At 70.7% G+C, this 14,386-nt stretch carries 16 protein-coding genes; 5 read left to right on the forward strand and 11 right to left on the reverse strand.

Translation table 11 applies throughout. The features are described 5' to 3' along the window. Positions 1–36 precede the first annotated feature (36 nt). Complete coding sequence (locus AB0K60_RS29710) at positions 37–999, forward strand: glycoside hydrolase family 43 protein (RefSeq protein WP_364062357.1); 963 nt, start codon at positions 37–39, stop codon at positions 997–999. Positions 1,000–1,197: 198 nt separating this feature from the next. Beyond that, on the forward strand, positions 1,198–1,497 hold the full coding sequence (locus AB0K60_RS29715; protein WP_364062360.1) for a hypothetical protein: 300 nt from the start codon (positions 1,198–1,200) through the stop codon (positions 1,495–1,497). 139 nt (positions 1,498–1,636) lie between these two features. Here AB0K60_RS29715 and hemC read toward each other — a convergent pair whose 3' ends face one another. The 4 genes from hemC to AB0K60_RS29735 all read right to left on the reverse strand — a co-directional run bounded on the left by hemC (position 1,637) and on the right by AB0K60_RS29735 (position 5,502). Next, entirely contained in the window at positions 1,637–2,572 is a 936-nt protein-coding gene (hemC, locus tag AB0K60_RS29720) for a hydroxymethylbilane synthase (protein WP_364062363.1), read from the reverse strand. Positions 2,573–2,652: 80 nt separating this feature from the next. Continuing rightward, on the reverse strand, positions 2,653–2,823 hold the full coding sequence (locus AB0K60_RS29725) for a hypothetical protein (protein WP_364062366.1): 171 nt from the start codon (positions 2,821–2,823) through the stop codon (positions 2,653–2,655). Between the two features lie 192 nt (positions 2,824–3,015). After that, entirely contained in the window at positions 3,016–4,290 is a 1,275-nt protein-coding gene (locus AB0K60_RS29730; protein WP_364062369.1) for an SLC13 family permease, read from the reverse strand. 18 nt (positions 4,291–4,308) lie between these two features. Continuing rightward, positions 4,309–5,502: a CoA transferase gene (locus tag AB0K60_RS29735; protein WP_364062372.1), complete on the reverse strand. Its 1,194-nt coding sequence runs from the start codon at positions 5,500–5,502 to the stop codon at positions 4,309–4,311. 132 nt (positions 5,503–5,634) lie between these two features. Here AB0K60_RS29735 and AB0K60_RS29740 point away from each other — a divergent pair, with 132 nt between their 5' ends. Then, the gene (locus AB0K60_RS29740; RefSeq protein ID WP_364062375.1) at positions 5,635–6,549 is read left to right on the forward strand and encodes a LysR family transcriptional regulator; all 915 of its coding nucleotides are present in this window, start codon (positions 5,635–5,637) and stop codon (positions 6,547–6,549) included. Positions 6,550–6,736: 187 nt separating this feature from the next. Here the strand turns inward: AB0K60_RS29740 and AB0K60_RS29745 are convergent, their stop codons facing one another. Then, a complete protein-coding gene (locus AB0K60_RS29745) occupies positions 6,737–6,874 on the reverse strand; it encodes a hypothetical protein (RefSeq protein ID WP_364062378.1) in 138 nt (45 codons plus the stop codon). Positions 6,875–7,308: 434 nt separating this feature from the next. Between AB0K60_RS29745 and AB0K60_RS29750 the strand changes: the two genes are divergently transcribed. Both AB0K60_RS29750 and AB0K60_RS29755 read left to right on the forward strand, forming a co-directional pair. Next, the gene (locus tag AB0K60_RS29750; protein ID WP_364062381.1) at positions 7,309–7,545 is read left to right on the forward strand and encodes a hypothetical protein; all 237 of its coding nucleotides are present in this window, start codon (positions 7,309–7,311) and stop codon (positions 7,543–7,545) included. A gap of 121 nt (positions 7,546–7,666) precedes the next feature. Then, on the forward strand, positions 7,667–8,551 hold the full coding sequence (locus AB0K60_RS29755; RefSeq protein WP_364062384.1) for a hypothetical protein: 885 nt from the start codon (positions 7,667–7,669) through the stop codon (positions 8,549–8,551). A 25-nt stretch (positions 8,552–8,576) separates the two neighbouring features. Here the strand turns inward: AB0K60_RS29755 and AB0K60_RS29760 are convergent, their stop codons facing one another. The 6 genes from AB0K60_RS29760 to AB0K60_RS29785 form a co-directional block, all read right to left on the reverse strand. Continuing rightward, the gene (locus AB0K60_RS29760) at positions 8,577–9,236 is read right to left on the reverse strand and encodes a hypothetical protein (RefSeq protein WP_364062387.1); all 660 of its coding nucleotides are present in this window, start codon (positions 9,234–9,236) and stop codon (positions 8,577–8,579) included. 168 nt (positions 9,237–9,404) lie between these two features. Continuing rightward, positions 9,405–9,782 (reverse strand): hypothetical protein, encoded by a 378-nt coding sequence (locus AB0K60_RS29765; protein ID WP_364062390.1) that lies wholly within the window; start codon positions 9,780–9,782, stop codon positions 9,405–9,407. 318 nt (positions 9,783–10,100) lie between these two features. Beyond that, on the reverse strand, positions 10,101–11,039 hold the full coding sequence (locus AB0K60_RS29770) for an SDR family NAD(P)-dependent oxidoreductase (RefSeq protein WP_364062393.1): 939 nt from the start codon (positions 11,037–11,039) through the stop codon (positions 10,101–10,103). Positions 11,040–11,271: 232 nt separating this feature from the next. Next, entirely contained in the window at positions 11,272–12,795 is a 1,524-nt protein-coding gene (locus AB0K60_RS29775) for a tripartite tricarboxylate transporter permease (RefSeq protein ID WP_364062396.1), read from the reverse strand. A gap of 14 nt (positions 12,796–12,809) precedes the next feature. Continuing rightward, positions 12,810–13,355: a tripartite tricarboxylate transporter TctB family protein gene (locus AB0K60_RS29780; protein WP_364062399.1), complete on the reverse strand. Its 546-nt coding sequence runs from the start codon at positions 13,353–13,355 to the stop codon at positions 12,810–12,812. After that, a complete protein-coding gene (locus AB0K60_RS29785; protein WP_364062402.1) occupies positions 13,352–14,347 on the reverse strand; it encodes a tripartite tricarboxylate transporter substrate binding protein in 996 nt (331 codons plus the stop codon). The genes AB0K60_RS29780 and AB0K60_RS29785 overlap by 4 nt, the downstream gene beginning before the upstream one ends. Positions 14,348–14,386: the final 39 nt, after the last annotated feature.

Below are 14,386 nucleotides of genomic sequence, written 5' to 3' on the forward strand. Positions count from 1 at the left end.
CTCATATTCACCTGTCATAGGAAGAGGAGATCTCAGTTGCGTCACTCCGGTCGGGTTCTCTGCGTGCTCACCGCGCTGCTGATGGCCGCGCTGCCCACCGCCGCAGCCGACGCGGCGGCCCCGACGTCCCCCCAGGCGGTCATCACCGCCGACTTCCCCGACCCGGACGTGATCCGCGTCGGATCCACCTTCTACGCCTACTCCACCAGCAGCTCGGGAAGGACCGTTCCGGTCGCGAGCGCCCCCTCCGCCTCCGGGCCCTGGACGATCCGCGGGGAGGCGATGCCCGACAAACCGTCCTGGGTGGGGTGCATCCAGGGCGACTGCGGCTGGTGGGCGCCGGATGTCTCCCGGCGCGCGGACGGCCGGTACCTGATGTACTTCAGCGCCCCGAGCCCCGCGGCCGGGCGCAGGTGCATCGGCGCGGCGGTGGCGTCCGGACCGCTCGGCCCGTTCCGCCCCCTGGGCAACGGACCCGTGACCTGTAACCCGAGCGAGGGCGGCGCCATCGACCCGTCGAGCTTGGTCGACGCCCACGGGAAGAGGTACCTGCTGTACAAGAACGACGGCAACGCCGTGCAGAAGCCCGCGATTCTGTGGCTGCAGCAGGTAGGCGCCGACGGCGTCACCCTCGTGGGCGCCCGCAAGGAACTCCTCCGCAACGGCCCCGGCGAGGACGGTGTGGTCGAAGCGCCGGTGCTGGTCAAACGCCCCACCGGGTACGTGCTCTTCTACTCCGCGGGAAACTACGGCACGGACCGTTACCACACCCGTTACGCCACCTCCCCCTCCCTCACCGGCCCTTACACCAAGGCCGACAAGCCCCTGATGACGACCGAGGGGCTGGGCGGCGCGGTGCATGGCCCCGGCGGCGCCGACGTTCTCGACGATCGCATCTTCTTCCACGGCTGGGCGCCGGGCAGGGTTCGCTGGATGTACACCGCGAACCTCGACTGGGTGAACGGCCGTCCCGTCGTGCAAGGAAGCCGGGCTCGCTAATGCCCCGCGCCGGGGAGATCCGGCGGTTGGGATCTCCCCGGGAGCAGCCGTCCGGGATCGTCCACGACGCCGCCGTCCGGGACTGACCGAGAGGCGATCGACTTCGGCCGAGTCCGTCCGCGTCCCTGTTGAACACCTCGGCCGCCTGGCTTGACTCGGCCTGGCACCCGCCGCCCCCGTCGCCGGGGGTCGCACACGGTGAGCGCGCAGGTGATCAAGCAGTCGGACGCGGCCAGGCAGCGCGTCATCGAGCGCGCCAAGAGCTGGAACCCGCACACTCCGCAGCGTGTGCCGTACAACCTGAACGGATACCGCCAGGGCTACCGGACCGACTGCTCCGGCTACGTCTCGATGGCGCTGGGACTGCGGCCCCCCGGCCTGAACACCCAGGGGCTCGCCGCGCCATCGGTCAGTACGCCGATCGCGATGTCCGACCTGCTCCCCGGCGACCTCGTCATCGACGCCATGGGTCGTCCCCCGACGAACGACACGTCGTGATCTTCGAGAAGTGGGCCGACGCCGCCCGCACGGCCTACTGGGCCTACGAGCAGCGCGGCGGCTACGGAACCGACTACCGCACCCGGAACTACGGGCTTCGGCCGGGCGACCAGTACCGCGCCCGGGGTGCGTCAGCGGGTCAGTGCGGGATGGAGTCGATGACCTCGCGTGCGCCCTGGCGGAGCAGGGCGACGGCGACGGACGTGCCGAGCGTGGCCGGGTCGAGCGGGCCGGCCCACTCGTGGGCGTCGAGGACGATCTTGCCGTCCGGGGTGAAGACGCGGGCGCGCAGCGACAGGCGGCCGTCGCGTTCGGCGCGGGCATAGCCCGCGATCGGGCTGTTGCAGTGTCCCTGCAGGACGTGCAGCAGCATGCGCTCGGCGGTGATCTCCCGCCAGGTGGGAGGGTGTCCCAGGCCGGAGACGGCGTCGATCGTGTCGGTGTCGTCCTCGCGGCACTGCAGGGCCAGGACGCCCGCGCCGATCGGCGGGCACATCGTCTCCAGCGACAGCGCCTCGGAGATTCGGTCCTTGCGGCCGATCCGCTCCAGCCCGGAGACCGCCAGCAGCAGCGCGTCGGCCTCGCCCGCGTCCAGCTTCTCCAGGCGGCGGTTGGCGTTGCCGCGTATCGGCACGCACCGCAGGTGCGGGTGGGAGATGGCGAGCTGGGCGACGCGCCGGACCGAGGATGTGCCGATCCGGGTGCCTTCGGGAAGTTCGTCCAGGGTGAGGCCGCCGGGGTGGACGAGGGCGTCGCGCAGGTCGTCGCGCTTGAGGAACGCGGCGAAGACCGTCCCGGCGGGCAGCGGCCGGTCGGCGGGGACGTCCTTCATGCAGTGCACGGCCAGGTCCGCCCGCCCCGCCAGGAGGACCTCGTCGACCTCCTTGGTGAACGCCCCCTTGCCGCCCAGCTCCGACAGCGCGCCCTGCCACCGATCCCCGGAGGTGGTGACCGGTACGACCTCGGTCCGGATGCCCGGGTGCAGTTCGGCCAGTTCATGCCGGACGCGCTCCACCTGGGCGAGCGCCATGGGAGAGGAGCGGGAAACGATACGGATCAGCTCAGGGACGGCCATGCCCGGAATCGTAGACCGTCACCGCTTCGCTCCGGCGGGCAATCCTGATGCCCACCGCGAAGCCGTTACACATCCGGACATCATGAACAGGTGCCCAGGGCGGCGCAGGCCGCGTCCACGGCGGCCTCGCGCAACTCGTCGGCGGGCACGTGGGGGAACTGGATGGTGCAGTCCGACAGCCCGCCGAGCGCCACCACCGCGCGGGTGGCCTGGGCCAGCGTGGGCTCGGGCCCGAACAGCAGCCGCGTCATCCGGCTCCGCCAGGCCAGCACCGTGTCGATCAGGCCCAGCTCGGCCGAACTGGCGGCGGCCGGCGGCGATTACGAACGCGCCTTCGCCGCCCTTCCCTCCGGCGTCAGCCGTACCGTGGCCCGGCTCAACTCCAAGGGTTTGCGCCTGCACGACTCGATGCCCGTCAAGCGCTATGCCGAAGAGGCGACGAGTCACCACCAGCCGAAGGCGGCCCAGGCCACGGCGGGGGCGATGAACACCGAGGCGATGCCGTACGTGAGGAGCTGGCGGAACAGGCGGGTTCTGGCCGAGGGGTCGGCGGCTCCGAGGATGAGGCCGCCGGTGATGCCGAGGGGGTTGATGTCCACCAGCACCGAGGCCAGGGCGAGGGCGAGTACGCCGCCGAGTGGGGAGACGCCGGCGGCCACCAGCGGGGGCAGCAGGGGCATGGTGGTGACGAAGACCGCGATGGAACTGGCGGCGAACGAGGTGACGCCGGCGATGTAGCACAGCACCAGCAGGCTGAGGAACGGCGCGCCGTCGATCTGGAGCAGTTCGCTGATGCGTTTGAACGCGCCGAGGTGTTGCATGAGGCCCACGAAGGTCAGCAGGCCGCCGATCAGCAGGACCACGTTCCACGGGATCCGTGAGATGATCGCGCCGGCGTCCAGCCGGAGCACGACCTGCTGGATCAGCGCGGCGGTCATGCCGAGGTAGCCGATGTTCATGTCGAAGCCCACCGACAGGACGACGACGGCGAGCAGGCAGAGGAGCGTGAGGGTGCGAGCGCCGCGGTTTCCCGCCTTCGACGTGGGCGCGTCGGCGACGGTCCCTTCGGCGGCGTCGGCGGCGCCGGGGGCGGTGGCCCGGCCTCGGGGAATGGCCCCGGTACGGGAGCCGATGAGCAGGAAGCCGGCGCACACGACCAGTCCGGCGAGCAGGCCGCCGGCCAACAGGACCATCGGGGCCGAGTCGGGCAGGCCGAGGCCGAACTTGCCGCCGAGCTCGCGGGCGGTGACGCCGTAGACGGCGAGCGGGGAGAGCAGGCCGCCGATGATCCCGGTGATGCCGAGGACGGCGGCGACGAGCGGCGAGATCTGGTAGCGCGTGGCCTGGCGCAGGGCGATGGGGGCGACGATCGCGGTGGCGGCCGCAGGGAGGGTGCCGACGGCGGTCAGCACGGCTCCGATGACGAACGGGACCAGTACCACCAGCAGGACCCTGCCCGCGACCAGCTTGCGCAGCAGGTCCAGCAGCCAGTCGAGGGTTCCGTTGAGCTGGGCGACGGCGAACAGGGCCGTCACCCCGACGATGAGCACGAAGAAGTCCGCCGGGAAGAAGCCGGTCACCTTGTCCACCGGCACCCCGGCCGCCAGTCCCAGCAAGAAGGCGGCGGCCAGCGCGGCGAGGCCGAGGTCGAACGCGGGGATCAGGGTCGCGGCGAACAGGGCGACCAGGACAATGATGGAGACGTCTGCGATCGTCACGGGGGGTTTCCTTCTGCTTCAGACCACGCCGCGGTGGCGTAGGTCGTCGATCTCCGTCTCGGTGAGGCCCACGAGGTCCCGCAGTACCTGCGTGGTGTGCTCGCCGAGGCGCGGCGCGTCGGCGCCGATGGTGCCGTCGAAGCCGGAGAACCGACCGGCGGGAGCCTGCATGAGGCGGGTGCGGTGCTCGTGCTCGATCTCGTACTCGACCTCGACGACGGAGCCGCGCGCGCGGATGTGCGGGTCGGCGCAGAGGTCGGCCACCGAGTTGACGGGGCCGGCGGCGACCCCGGCGGCGAGGAGGCGGGACATCAGGGGGTCGAGGTCGTGGGCGGCGACGAAGGCGGCGACGCGGGACTCTATCTGATCGCGGTGCCGCAGCCGGGCGGTCATGGTGTCGTGTACGGCCAGGTCGGGGGCGTCCATGACCTCGAGCAGCCGGCGCCACATCTGGTCGGTGGAGGCGGGCAGGGCGAGCCAGCGGCCGTCTTTGGTGCGGTACAGGTTGTTGGGGCTGATGTGGGGGTTTTGGTTGCCCTGGCGTTCCCGGATCCGGCCGGTGGCGCCATACTCGACGACGAAGTCCTCCATCATCCGCAGCAGCGGCTCGTACAGGGGGATGTCGGCCAGTTGGGCCTCGCCGGTGAGGTCGCGCTGGCGCAGGGCGAGGAGGGCCGCGAACGCGCCGTACATGCCGGTGACGCCGTCCGCGATGGGATAGCCGGCGAAGACCGGCGGGCCGTCCGGATCGCCGGTGCGGTAGGTCAGGCCGGCGAAGGCCTCCGCGACGCGGGCGAATCCCGGGCGGTCGGCGTAGGGGCCGGTACGACCGAAGGCGCTCACGTGGACCATCACCAGGTCGGGCCGGTACGCCCGCAGGTCGTCGAAGTCGATGCGGAAGCGGCGCAGCGTCGCCGGGCGGAAGTTGGTGACGACGATGTCGGCGGTCGCGGCCAGCCGGCCGACCAGATCGGCCGCCTCGGGGTGGTGTAGGTCGATGGTGACGCTCCGCTTGTTGCGGCCGGTCATCGCCCACCCGGCCGATACGCCGTCCTCGATCGGCGGGTAGCGGCGGGCCGGGTCGCCCTCGCCGGGCTGCTCGATCTTGATGACCTCGGCGCCGAACTCGCCGAGCAGCGAGGACGCCAGCGGGCCGGCGAGGATCGTCGACGCGTCCAGGACACGGATTCCAGTCAGCGGACCGTGGGACAACACATATTCCTTTCACGCGGGTGCCGGGGCGGGAGCCATAGTGGGACTCACGTCACGATGACGCGCCGCGGACCCGGAAGGAAGCCGCGAATCGGCTTCACCGGTGAAAGGTTTTTCTTTTATGGTGTGGCGATGAGGGTGGAGAGGGCGCGGTACTTTCTGGCGGCCGTCGAGACCGGGTCGCTGCGGCTGGCCGCCGCCCGGTGCGGGGTCAGCCAGCCTGCCGTCGGCCAGCAGATCGCGCTGCTGGAGGAGGAGCTCGACGTCGTCCTGCTCACCCGCAGCCGGCGCGGAGTGCAGCCGACCCCGGCCGGTCAGGCCCTGCTCGAACCGCTGCGCCGGCTGGTGGCCGCCGAGGACGACGTGCGCGGGGCGGCGATGGACTCCAGCGGCACGTATCGCGGGCGGGTGCGGATCGGCGCGGTCTCGGTGACCGCGGAGACGATCATCGCGCCGGTGGTGGGGCGGCTTCGCGAGGAACATCCCGGTCTGCGGTTCACCGTCCGGGAGGGCGCCTCGAGCGACATCGAGGCCGCCGTGCTCACCGGCGAACTGGACTTCGGTGTGATCACCACGCCGCTGGTCCCGGCGGCGGCGGGGCTACGGCGCGTTCCGCTTCTGTCGGCCCCCGTCGGCGTCTACCTCCAGGCCGGCCACCCGCTGGCCGGCCGCGATCACGTGGACTGGCCCGACCTTGGGGCCTGGCCCATCGTCACCATGCGCCCGGGCACCGTGATGTGGGAGCTGCTGCACCGGCAGGTGCCGAATCCGGACATCGCCGTCGCGGCGATGTCCGCGCGGACGGTCAAGGTGATGGTCGGGCATGGCAGCGGTCTCGGCTTCCTCGCCCGGTTCGACAGCCCGGCGGACGTCCCCGGCCTGGTCTGGGTTCCGCTGCGCGACGCGCCCCCGGTTCACGTGTGCCTGGCGCGGCGTCAGGACGGTCTGCCTTCTCGCTCGGCCCTGATCGTCCGGCGGCTCGTCCAGGCGAAGGCGGACGAGCTCGCCGGCGGGGATCACGGTGTGCGTGCGCATCAGGGCGGTTAGGCTCGGTGGGCTCAGACGCACACCTGGGTGAAGAACGCCTCCAGGTCGTCGTGGGAGATGAGGCCGTCGGCGTTGCCGCCGTGCCCGGCGGTGTCGACCCGGTCGAACAACGGGCCGGCCAGGCGGGCCACGGCCAGCCGGAGGCGGAAATACTCGTCGCCGTCGCTCGCGACGGTGCGCAGGTCGGTCAGGTGTGCAGAAACTCCAAGGACAGTCGCTGCTCGTCCGGTGAATCCCGGAATTCGCGCTGCCCGGTGGATGTGATCGCCGCATTGGCGAACAGCAGCACATCCTCGCACTCGACGAAGTCGGCGCGGTTCTCCATCAACCCCTCCGAGACGGACGGCCGGCCGGGGAATGAAGGCACGAACTGCGAAGCATCGCTTCAAAGGCGGGTTCCGGAAGTCGCACCGAAGTCCCGCGGCCGACCAGATTGCCGACGATAGCAGGGCAATTTCCGCCGCGCGATCGCGAATTGCCACCGCCCGCCGACCTTGACGGCCTTGTCGGCGTGGCAGCCGCGCTCGGGATCGTGACCTGGTTGCGAGTGTGTAGCCAGCAGTCGGCCGTCGAGGTTGTCGCCTGCTTGCGGAATACCTTCCTCCCGAGTGGGCACATCGGCTCACTGACAGTGAGGCGTACGCGGGCCGGTCCCGGCCGCGGCCGGTCGCCCGCCATCGGCCCTGACTCTGTCGCGCGCTTCGGCTCCGGCACGGGCGTACGCCTCGCGTCGTGGCCACCTCACCCCGGAGGTGAAAGATGGCGGAATTCGAGCCGACGAGTGAACTCCACCTGCGGATAGCCGGGCAGCCCCATGATCTGACGTTGCGGGTGCACGGTGACACCCCATCGGAGGACGACGTGGCCATGTGGATGCAGGAAGGCGCGGTGGTCAGGCTTCAGATCACCGAAACGGCCATACAGCAGCCGCACACCATGCTGGTGAACTTCGGCAGTGTGATTTTCGCGTGGGTTCTTCCGTGCGAATCCGGCTAAGGAGTCCTTGACGCGGGACGCCACCTACGCCGACGTGCGGTGAGCGCCCTGCATGCGGAGCGAGGTTTCGAGCGTGGGCTGGAGGATGACGGCTTATGGGCCGAATATAGGATACGTGCCCATGATGCGACGGGTTGTTTTGGCGGCCACGGTGGTGCTCGCGGCCGTTCCGGCTGTGAGCACCAGTGTGGCCCTTCCCGTCGCCGCCCAGGCCGCCGATACCGGTACCGATCCGGCGTACGCGCTCAAGCGGCAGCTCAGGAGCGGACATGGCCTGCGGACGTCGGAGACCGTGCGCGTGACGTACGGCGACAGGCCCGGGAGCGGGATCCGGTTCGACGGCAAGGTACGGCTGTCGCCGTCGGGCGTGGCGGCGGTCGACTTCACCTGGCGGGACATCCCCAAGCCGGGCACCGGCGGCGATGCGGCCTCCGCGACGACGAACCGCCCCCACCGGACGATCCGCGTCGGCGCGAGCGTCTACTGCGACAGCGGCCAGTATTCGGTGCCGGTTCCCGACGGCAAGACGTGGGTCCGGCTGAACCACCGCGCCGGGCTGTGCTGGACCATGGCCCGGACCGGCGGCCTGCAACCGATCAACGTGTACGACCAGGCCATGATCAAAGCCGTGCTCCGGCGCTCGACGAAAACGCCCGTCCCCGGCGGCTTCCGCTACCAGGGCGCCATGACCTACCGAACGCTGGCCAAGATCTTCAAGGGTGCCTACGTCGATCCGCTGACGAATACCCGCCTGACCGCCAAGAGCACGGGAAAGATCGCGTGGCGGCTCTGGACCGGCCGTGACGGCCTGCCCACTCGGTTGATCACCACCGACACCCTCGGCGGGAGCAGGTCCGCGGTGGTCTTGCGAGCCGACACGCGCTACTCGCGCTGGGGCCGCCCGCCCGCCATCGCCGCCCCGCCCGCCCACATGGTCATCGAGGAGAACGACCTGCTGAGCGGAAGCGTCCCCGACCCCGAACCGATCCTGTCCGCCGCGAACTAGCCGCCCGCCCTGCCCCGTCACCCGGTCAGGCGTCCGCTCCGAAAACGGCCGACGTCCACTCGTACTGGGCATCGAGCACGTCCGCGAGGCGGGCGACGACGGGATCGGAGGAGTCAAGCAGGTCTCCCGCGTACGCGATGTCGTCGGCCGTGCCGCCCGGCGGTGCGAACATGAGCACAGCCGAACCCGCGCGGTCCACCGTCCAGACCGCGAGGGCGGGCTCGGCGGCGGCAGCGTCGGCCAGTTCCTCCCGCCCCACCCTTCCGGCCAGGACGTCGGCGGCCAGCGTCCACCCCGCCATGCTTTCGGTCGGCACGACCACGCGGACCTCCCAGACCAGCGCGATCGCGTCGATGCGCAGCAGCCGGTTGAGCATCTGATGCTGCTCGCCGAAGGAGGCGGCCGACGGCCTCGGCTGGGCCCGCAGCGACTCCGCCGCCCAGGTGAGGAAGATCGACAGATCCTGCCCGCTGGCCCGCCAGGCGTCATCCACCGCTGGAAAGGCGATGTATCCCGACAGGGGAAACGGCGGATCCGGCAGGATGTTGTGCCCCAGGTACAGCCTGGGGGCCGCCGGAGGGGCGGCGAGACACTCGGTGAGCACACCATGGGCCAGCCTGCCGAGCGGCCCGAGCCCGTGATCGGGCACGTCGGTGAGGGACCGGAGCTGTTCAGGACTTGACATGTCACCAATCGTGCCACACCAAATACGGAACGTAGCACCACTTCTTACATAACGGCCGATGACCAGGGATCTACCTACGCGATGCCCTCTGCCGACGCGTCGGCCTCCGCTGCCGTCCGCAAGGAGACGTCGATTGGGCGCCGGGTTCCGTGCCGCCCTGGTGCGGGCTCAGACGCATACGTCGTTGAAGAACGCCTTCAGGTCGGCGGGCCGGATGAGACCGTCGACTCGGCTGCCGGGCGCGGCGGCGTCCACCTTGTCGAACAGCGGACCGTGCAGGTGGGCCGCGGCCTGCCGGAGCCGCGACCACGCGGCGGGGTCGTCCATGACGGCCCGCAGGTCGTTCCTGTTGAGCAGACCGTCCCTGACGCTGCCCTCGCCCGCCACCTCGACGATTTTGAAGTTCCCCGCGACGATCGGCAGGGCCGCGCAGGCGGAGTTCGACGAGCGGCCGTTCTGCGAGGTCGTGGACGCCTGGGCGGGGGACGCGGCGAAGCCGACAGCCATGATGCCGGCGACGGCGGCGACGGCGAGAACCTTACGCATTTTCGTCTTCTCCGTTTTCAGCTGATTTCCTGGCCGGTAATCCGTTCCGTAATGGCGAATCCGTCGCTTTTGATGCGCATGAGTCATCCGGAGTTCAGCGCGAAAATGCGGCATAGATCACACAACTTCTCGGGCTCGAAGCGGGTCTCACCCCAGGACAGACCCGTCGTCCGCGCGGCGGCGGGCCGGTGAGGCCCGCCACCCGGCACCGCGGCATGTCACCCTCGACAGTACGCGACCCACCGGATGACCTGGGCAGACGTGATGTCCCAGCGCCGCCCGGTGATTCCGCAGCCGTACGACCGCGGCGGCCGGAGCTCAGCCCTCGAACGGGGGCGTGTCGTCCAGCGTGATCAAAGGAAGCGGCCCGGCCAGGTCCTCGGGCGCGGCGGGGAAGTAAGCGAAGTTCTTGGCCCGAGCGCCGCCGTCCACGACCAAATCGGTGCCGGTGATCAGGCGGGCGTAGTCGGAGCACAGCCAGGCGACGGCGTGCCCGAGGTCGGTCGGCGTGCCGGTGGTGCCCATCGGGACCATCGGTGGCCGCTGCCCCGTCCAGCGGCTGGGCCGACGCCACTCCTCGTCGCCGGTCGGCCCGCCCAGCCCGGGTCCCGGGCCGGTGACCAGAACCCCGCCGGGGCCGAGTCCCTGCCGGGCGCGCTCGGCGAGCAGCTCGGGGTTGTCCGGGTTCGGGGCGGTCGGGGTGATGCCGTTGACCCGGATGCCGTAGGGGGCCAGGTCCATCGCCGCGGCCCGGACGAAGTTGTTCACGCCGCCCTTGTGGAACGCGTACGCGATCACACCGGCGGAGCCGTTCCAGCCGTTGGACGACGAGACGCAGATGATCGAGCCCTTGATGCCGCGCTCGGCCATCGCCCGGCCGCCATGCTTGGTGTTGAGAAAAGTGCCGAGCGCGGAGACCTTCACCATCTTCTCGAACGTCTCGGCGGACTCGTCCAGCACACCCCGGCCACCGAGCAGCGCGGCGTTGTTCACCACGATGTCGAGCCGCCCCCACCGGTCAAGCACGCTCTGGATGTAGCCCTTGACGACCTCCTCGTCGGTCACGTCGCCGGGCGCGGCCATCGCCTCGCCGCCATTGCGTTCGATCCGGGCGATGCACGCCTTGATGGAGTCGTCGGACACGTCGTTGCAGGCCACCTTGGCGCCGTACTTGGCCAGCGCGAGTGCGAGGCCACTGCCGATGTTCGGCCCGACTCCGGTGACAAGCGCGACCTTACCTTCAAGTGAGATCTCCACCGTGCCCGCCTTCTTCCTCGTGCCTCGCCTACTCGAACACGCCCGCGACGCCGGACGCCCGCCGACGCCATTCTCACGGCGGCGGCCGACACAAGACCACTGAGATCGGCACCATCCGTCGTGGGTCATTTGTCGCTTGACGATTGCCGGATGTCAGGGCCGAATGTGGATAAGTGGCGGTAGAGGATTGCCGGCGCACATGATGTGGGCGCTCACGATCGGCGGACGCCGATCAGGCGGAGTTCGGGGCCCGGTTGGCCGGCTGAGGGGCTCGGCGTGCGGCGATCGCGCGTCGTGCCGACAGCGCGATGGCGAGGGCGACGAGGCCGAGGATGACCATGGTGATGGGGCGTCCGAGGATGTAGCCGGGGTCGCCGTCGGAGTATGCCAGGGTTTGGCGTAGTGAGGTCTCGAGGGTGGGCTGGAGGACGACGGCGAGTACGAGGGGGGCCATGTTGAAGCCGGCGCGGCGGAGCACGAAGCCGAGTAGGCCGGCGACGAGCATGACGGCCACGTCGAACATCGAGTTGCCCTCGGCGTACACGCCGACGACGCACAGGCCGATCACGAGGGGCATCAGGGCCTGTGGTGGGACGGCGAGCAGGCGGGTGAACATGCCCACCAGGGGCAGGTTGAGGACCAGCAGCATCAGGTTGGCGATGTACATGGCGGCGATGACGGTCCAGAACAGCTCGGGCTGGTCGGTGACGAACGTCGGGCCGGGGACGATGCCGTTGAGCAGGAGCGCGGCGAGCACGAGGGCCATCGTCGGGGCGAAGGGGATGCCGAGCGCGAGCAGCGGGACGAACGCCGCTCCGGCCGCCGCGTTGTTGGCGGCCTCGGGTCCGGCCACTCCCTCGACGGTGCCTTTGCCGAACGTCTCGGGATGTTTGGAGATCCTGCGTTCGGCCACGTAGGACGCGAACGTGGACAGCACCGCGGCGGGGCCGGGCACCAGGCCGAGCAGGAAGCCGATCACCGAGCCGCGGACCGCCGCGGGAGCCGCGGCGCGGGCCTCCTGGCGGCTGGGCAGGAGCTCGCGGAGTTTGGGGGCGCGGACGGGTTCCGGGTGCCAGCGCCGGCCGGCCATCGTGAGCGCCTCCGCGACGCCGTACACGCCCATGACCAGGGCGATGAAGCTGAAGCCCTCGGCCAGGTCGCTCGATCCCATGGTGAATCTGAGGTCGCCGCCGGCGGGGTCGGTGCCGACCGTGGCGATCGCCAGGCCGGCGCAGATCATGACGATGGCCTTGGCGGTGGAGCCCTCGGAGAGCGCGGCGAGCAGCAGCAGGCCCGCGACGCACAGGGCCAGGTACTCGGGCGGGCCGAGTTCGACGGCCACGCCGCTCAGCCACGGGGCGAACATCATCAGGCCGAAGATCGCGATGGTGCCCGCGAGGAACGACGAGACCGCCGCGACGGTCAGCGCGGGTCCTGCCCTGCCGCGCCGCGTCATCGCGTGCCCGTCGAGGGCCGTGACCACCGACGACGCCTCGCCGGGCACGTTGAGCAGGATCGAGGTCGTCGAACCGCCGTAGGTGGAGCCGAAGTAGATGCCGGCGAACAGGATCAGCGATCCGGTGGGGCCCAGCTGCGTGGACACCCCGAGCAGGACGGACATCGCGCCGATCGGGCCGATGCCGGGGAGTACGCCGACCACCGTGCCGAGGACGACGCCGACCAGTGCGAGGACGACATAGACCGGGTCGGCGAAGGCGGCGAAGCCCGCGCCGAGGTTGTCGATCACGTCCGCCACGGGGTTCCTTCCGTTCAGACCAGGCCGAGGACGCCGCTCGGCAGGGGGACCAGCAGCCAGCGCACGAAGATCAACCAGGTGGCCGCGCCGAAGGCGGCTCCGAGGATGACGGCGTTGCTCCACCGGGCCACGCCCATGATCTTGGCGATCACGATGAGGGAGATCGACAGCGTCGTGATCATCCCCACGGTCTCGCCCACGACCGGCACCACGAGCGCGGCGGCCAGGACGCCGGCGATGCGCCACCAATGCACGTCGTCGTCCCTGTCGTCCGTGTCGTCCGTGTCGTCGTCCCTGTCGCTCGCGTCGTCGGCTGGCTCGGCGTCCGTGGCAGGGGGCTCGCCGCGGCTCTGTAGGAGGACGACGACGCCGGCGGCGACCAGCACGATCGCGACGAGCAGGGGAAAGAACCCGGCACCGGTGTCGGCCAACGTGCCCAGGCCCTCGCCGACGGCCAGCGCGCCGTACACCAGGCCCAGCACCACCGGCGCCCCGGCGGCGATCACCTGCGAGGCGGGCCCGCGCCGGGGGGAACGCACCGCGTTCACTGCGACCTTCACTGGGACGACGCGGGCAACTCGGCCGCCTCGGTCTTCTCGTCCAGGCGCACCTTGGCCGTCGCCGCGTCGGCCCCGCTGACGACCAGCCCGAGCCGCCGCGCGGCCTCGGCGAACTTCTGGCTCTTGACCGCCGAGCCGAACGCCTCGCCGAGCTTGCGCGTGACGTCCGCGGGCAACCCCTTCGGCGCGATCATCACGTTGTACGCCTCCCACTGCAATTCGATCTGCTGCGCGGTGAACGTCGGGATGTTCGGGGCGAGCCCGACGGGCTTGGCGGAGGCGATCGCCAGCCCGCGGATCTTGCCTGACGCCATCTGCGCCATGCCTCCGGCGAGTTGCATGACGCCCACGTCGACGTTGCCGCCGAGCATGGCCGTGACCGTCGCCTGGTCGCCGTCGAACTTGACGTGCTTGAACCGCGTGCCCGTGAGCTGCTCGAACTTGCGCGCCGGGATCGCGTAGTTGAGCGGCCCCTCGGCGATCGTGATGGCCCCGGGCTGCGCCTTGGCGGCGGCGACCAGGTCGCCGATGTCCTTGTACGGCGAGTCCCCCGGCACCGCGAACAGGATCGGCGACGTGGTGACCTCGCCGATCACCGTGATCGCCGTCGGATCGTAGGAGACCTTCTCGGTACGCGGAATCAGCGTCAGCGGCCCGTCCGGCACGATGCCGACCGTGTACCCGTCCGGTTTGGCGTTGAGCACCGCCGTGGTCCCGACCGAGCCGGCGCCGCCCGCCCGGTTCACCACCTGGACGCGCCGGCCGAGTTTGCCCTCCTCGTTCATGACCTCGGCGAGCGCGCGGGACGTGGTGTCGATGGCGCTGCCCGCCGGATAGGGCACGATGATCTGGATGTCCCGCGTCGGGTACTCCGCCTGGCCGCCCGACCCGCCGCACGCGGCCAGGACGAGCGCGCCGACGACGCCGACGACGACGGCGACCGACGCGCGCAGCCCGGCGCGGTCGCGCTTGCCTACCGGACGAGCGCTCATGGGACACCTCCTGTGTGTGGCGTGCCGTCCGCTCCCATG

Origin of the sequence: Thermopolyspora sp. NPDC052614 (genome assembly GCF_040678635.1) — a bacterium.
Lineage (GTDB): Bacteria > Actinomycetota > Actinomycetes > Streptosporangiales > Streptosporangiaceae > Thermopolyspora.

Coding starts and splice junctions, on each gene's coding strand:
- hemC (WP_364062363.1), bottom strand. CDS start 2,572: ATGGCCGTCCCTGAGCTGATCCGTATCGTTTCCCGCTCCTCTCCCATG.
- AB0K60_RS29725 (WP_364062366.1), bottom strand. CDS start 2,823: ATGACGCGGCTGCTGTTCGGGCCCGAGCCCACGCTGGCCCAGGCCACC.
- AB0K60_RS29740 (WP_364062375.1), top strand. CDS start 5,635: ATGAGGGTGGAGAGGGCGCGGTACTTTCTGGCGGCCGTCGAGACCGGG.
- AB0K60_RS29745 (WP_364062378.1), bottom strand. CDS start 6,874: ATGGAGAACCGCGCCGACTTCGTCGAGTGCGAGGATGTGCTGCTGTTC.
- AB0K60_RS29750 (WP_364062381.1), top strand. CDS start 7,309: ATGGCGGAATTCGAGCCGACGAGTGAACTCCACCTGCGGATAGCCGGG.
- AB0K60_RS29755 (WP_364062384.1), top strand. CDS start 7,667: ATGATGCGACGGGTTGTTTTGGCGGCCACGGTGGTGCTCGCGGCCGTT.
- AB0K60_RS29760 (WP_364062387.1), bottom strand. CDS start 9,236: ATGTCAAGTCCTGAACAGCTCCGGTCCCTCACCGACGTGCCCGATCAC.
- AB0K60_RS29765 (WP_364062390.1), bottom strand. CDS start 9,782: ATGCGTAAGGTTCTCGCCGTCGCCGCCGTCGCCGGCATCATGGCTGTC.
- AB0K60_RS29785 (WP_364062402.1), bottom strand. CDS start 14,347: ATGAGCGCTCGTCCGGTAGGCAAGCGCGACCGCGCCGGGCTGCGCGCG.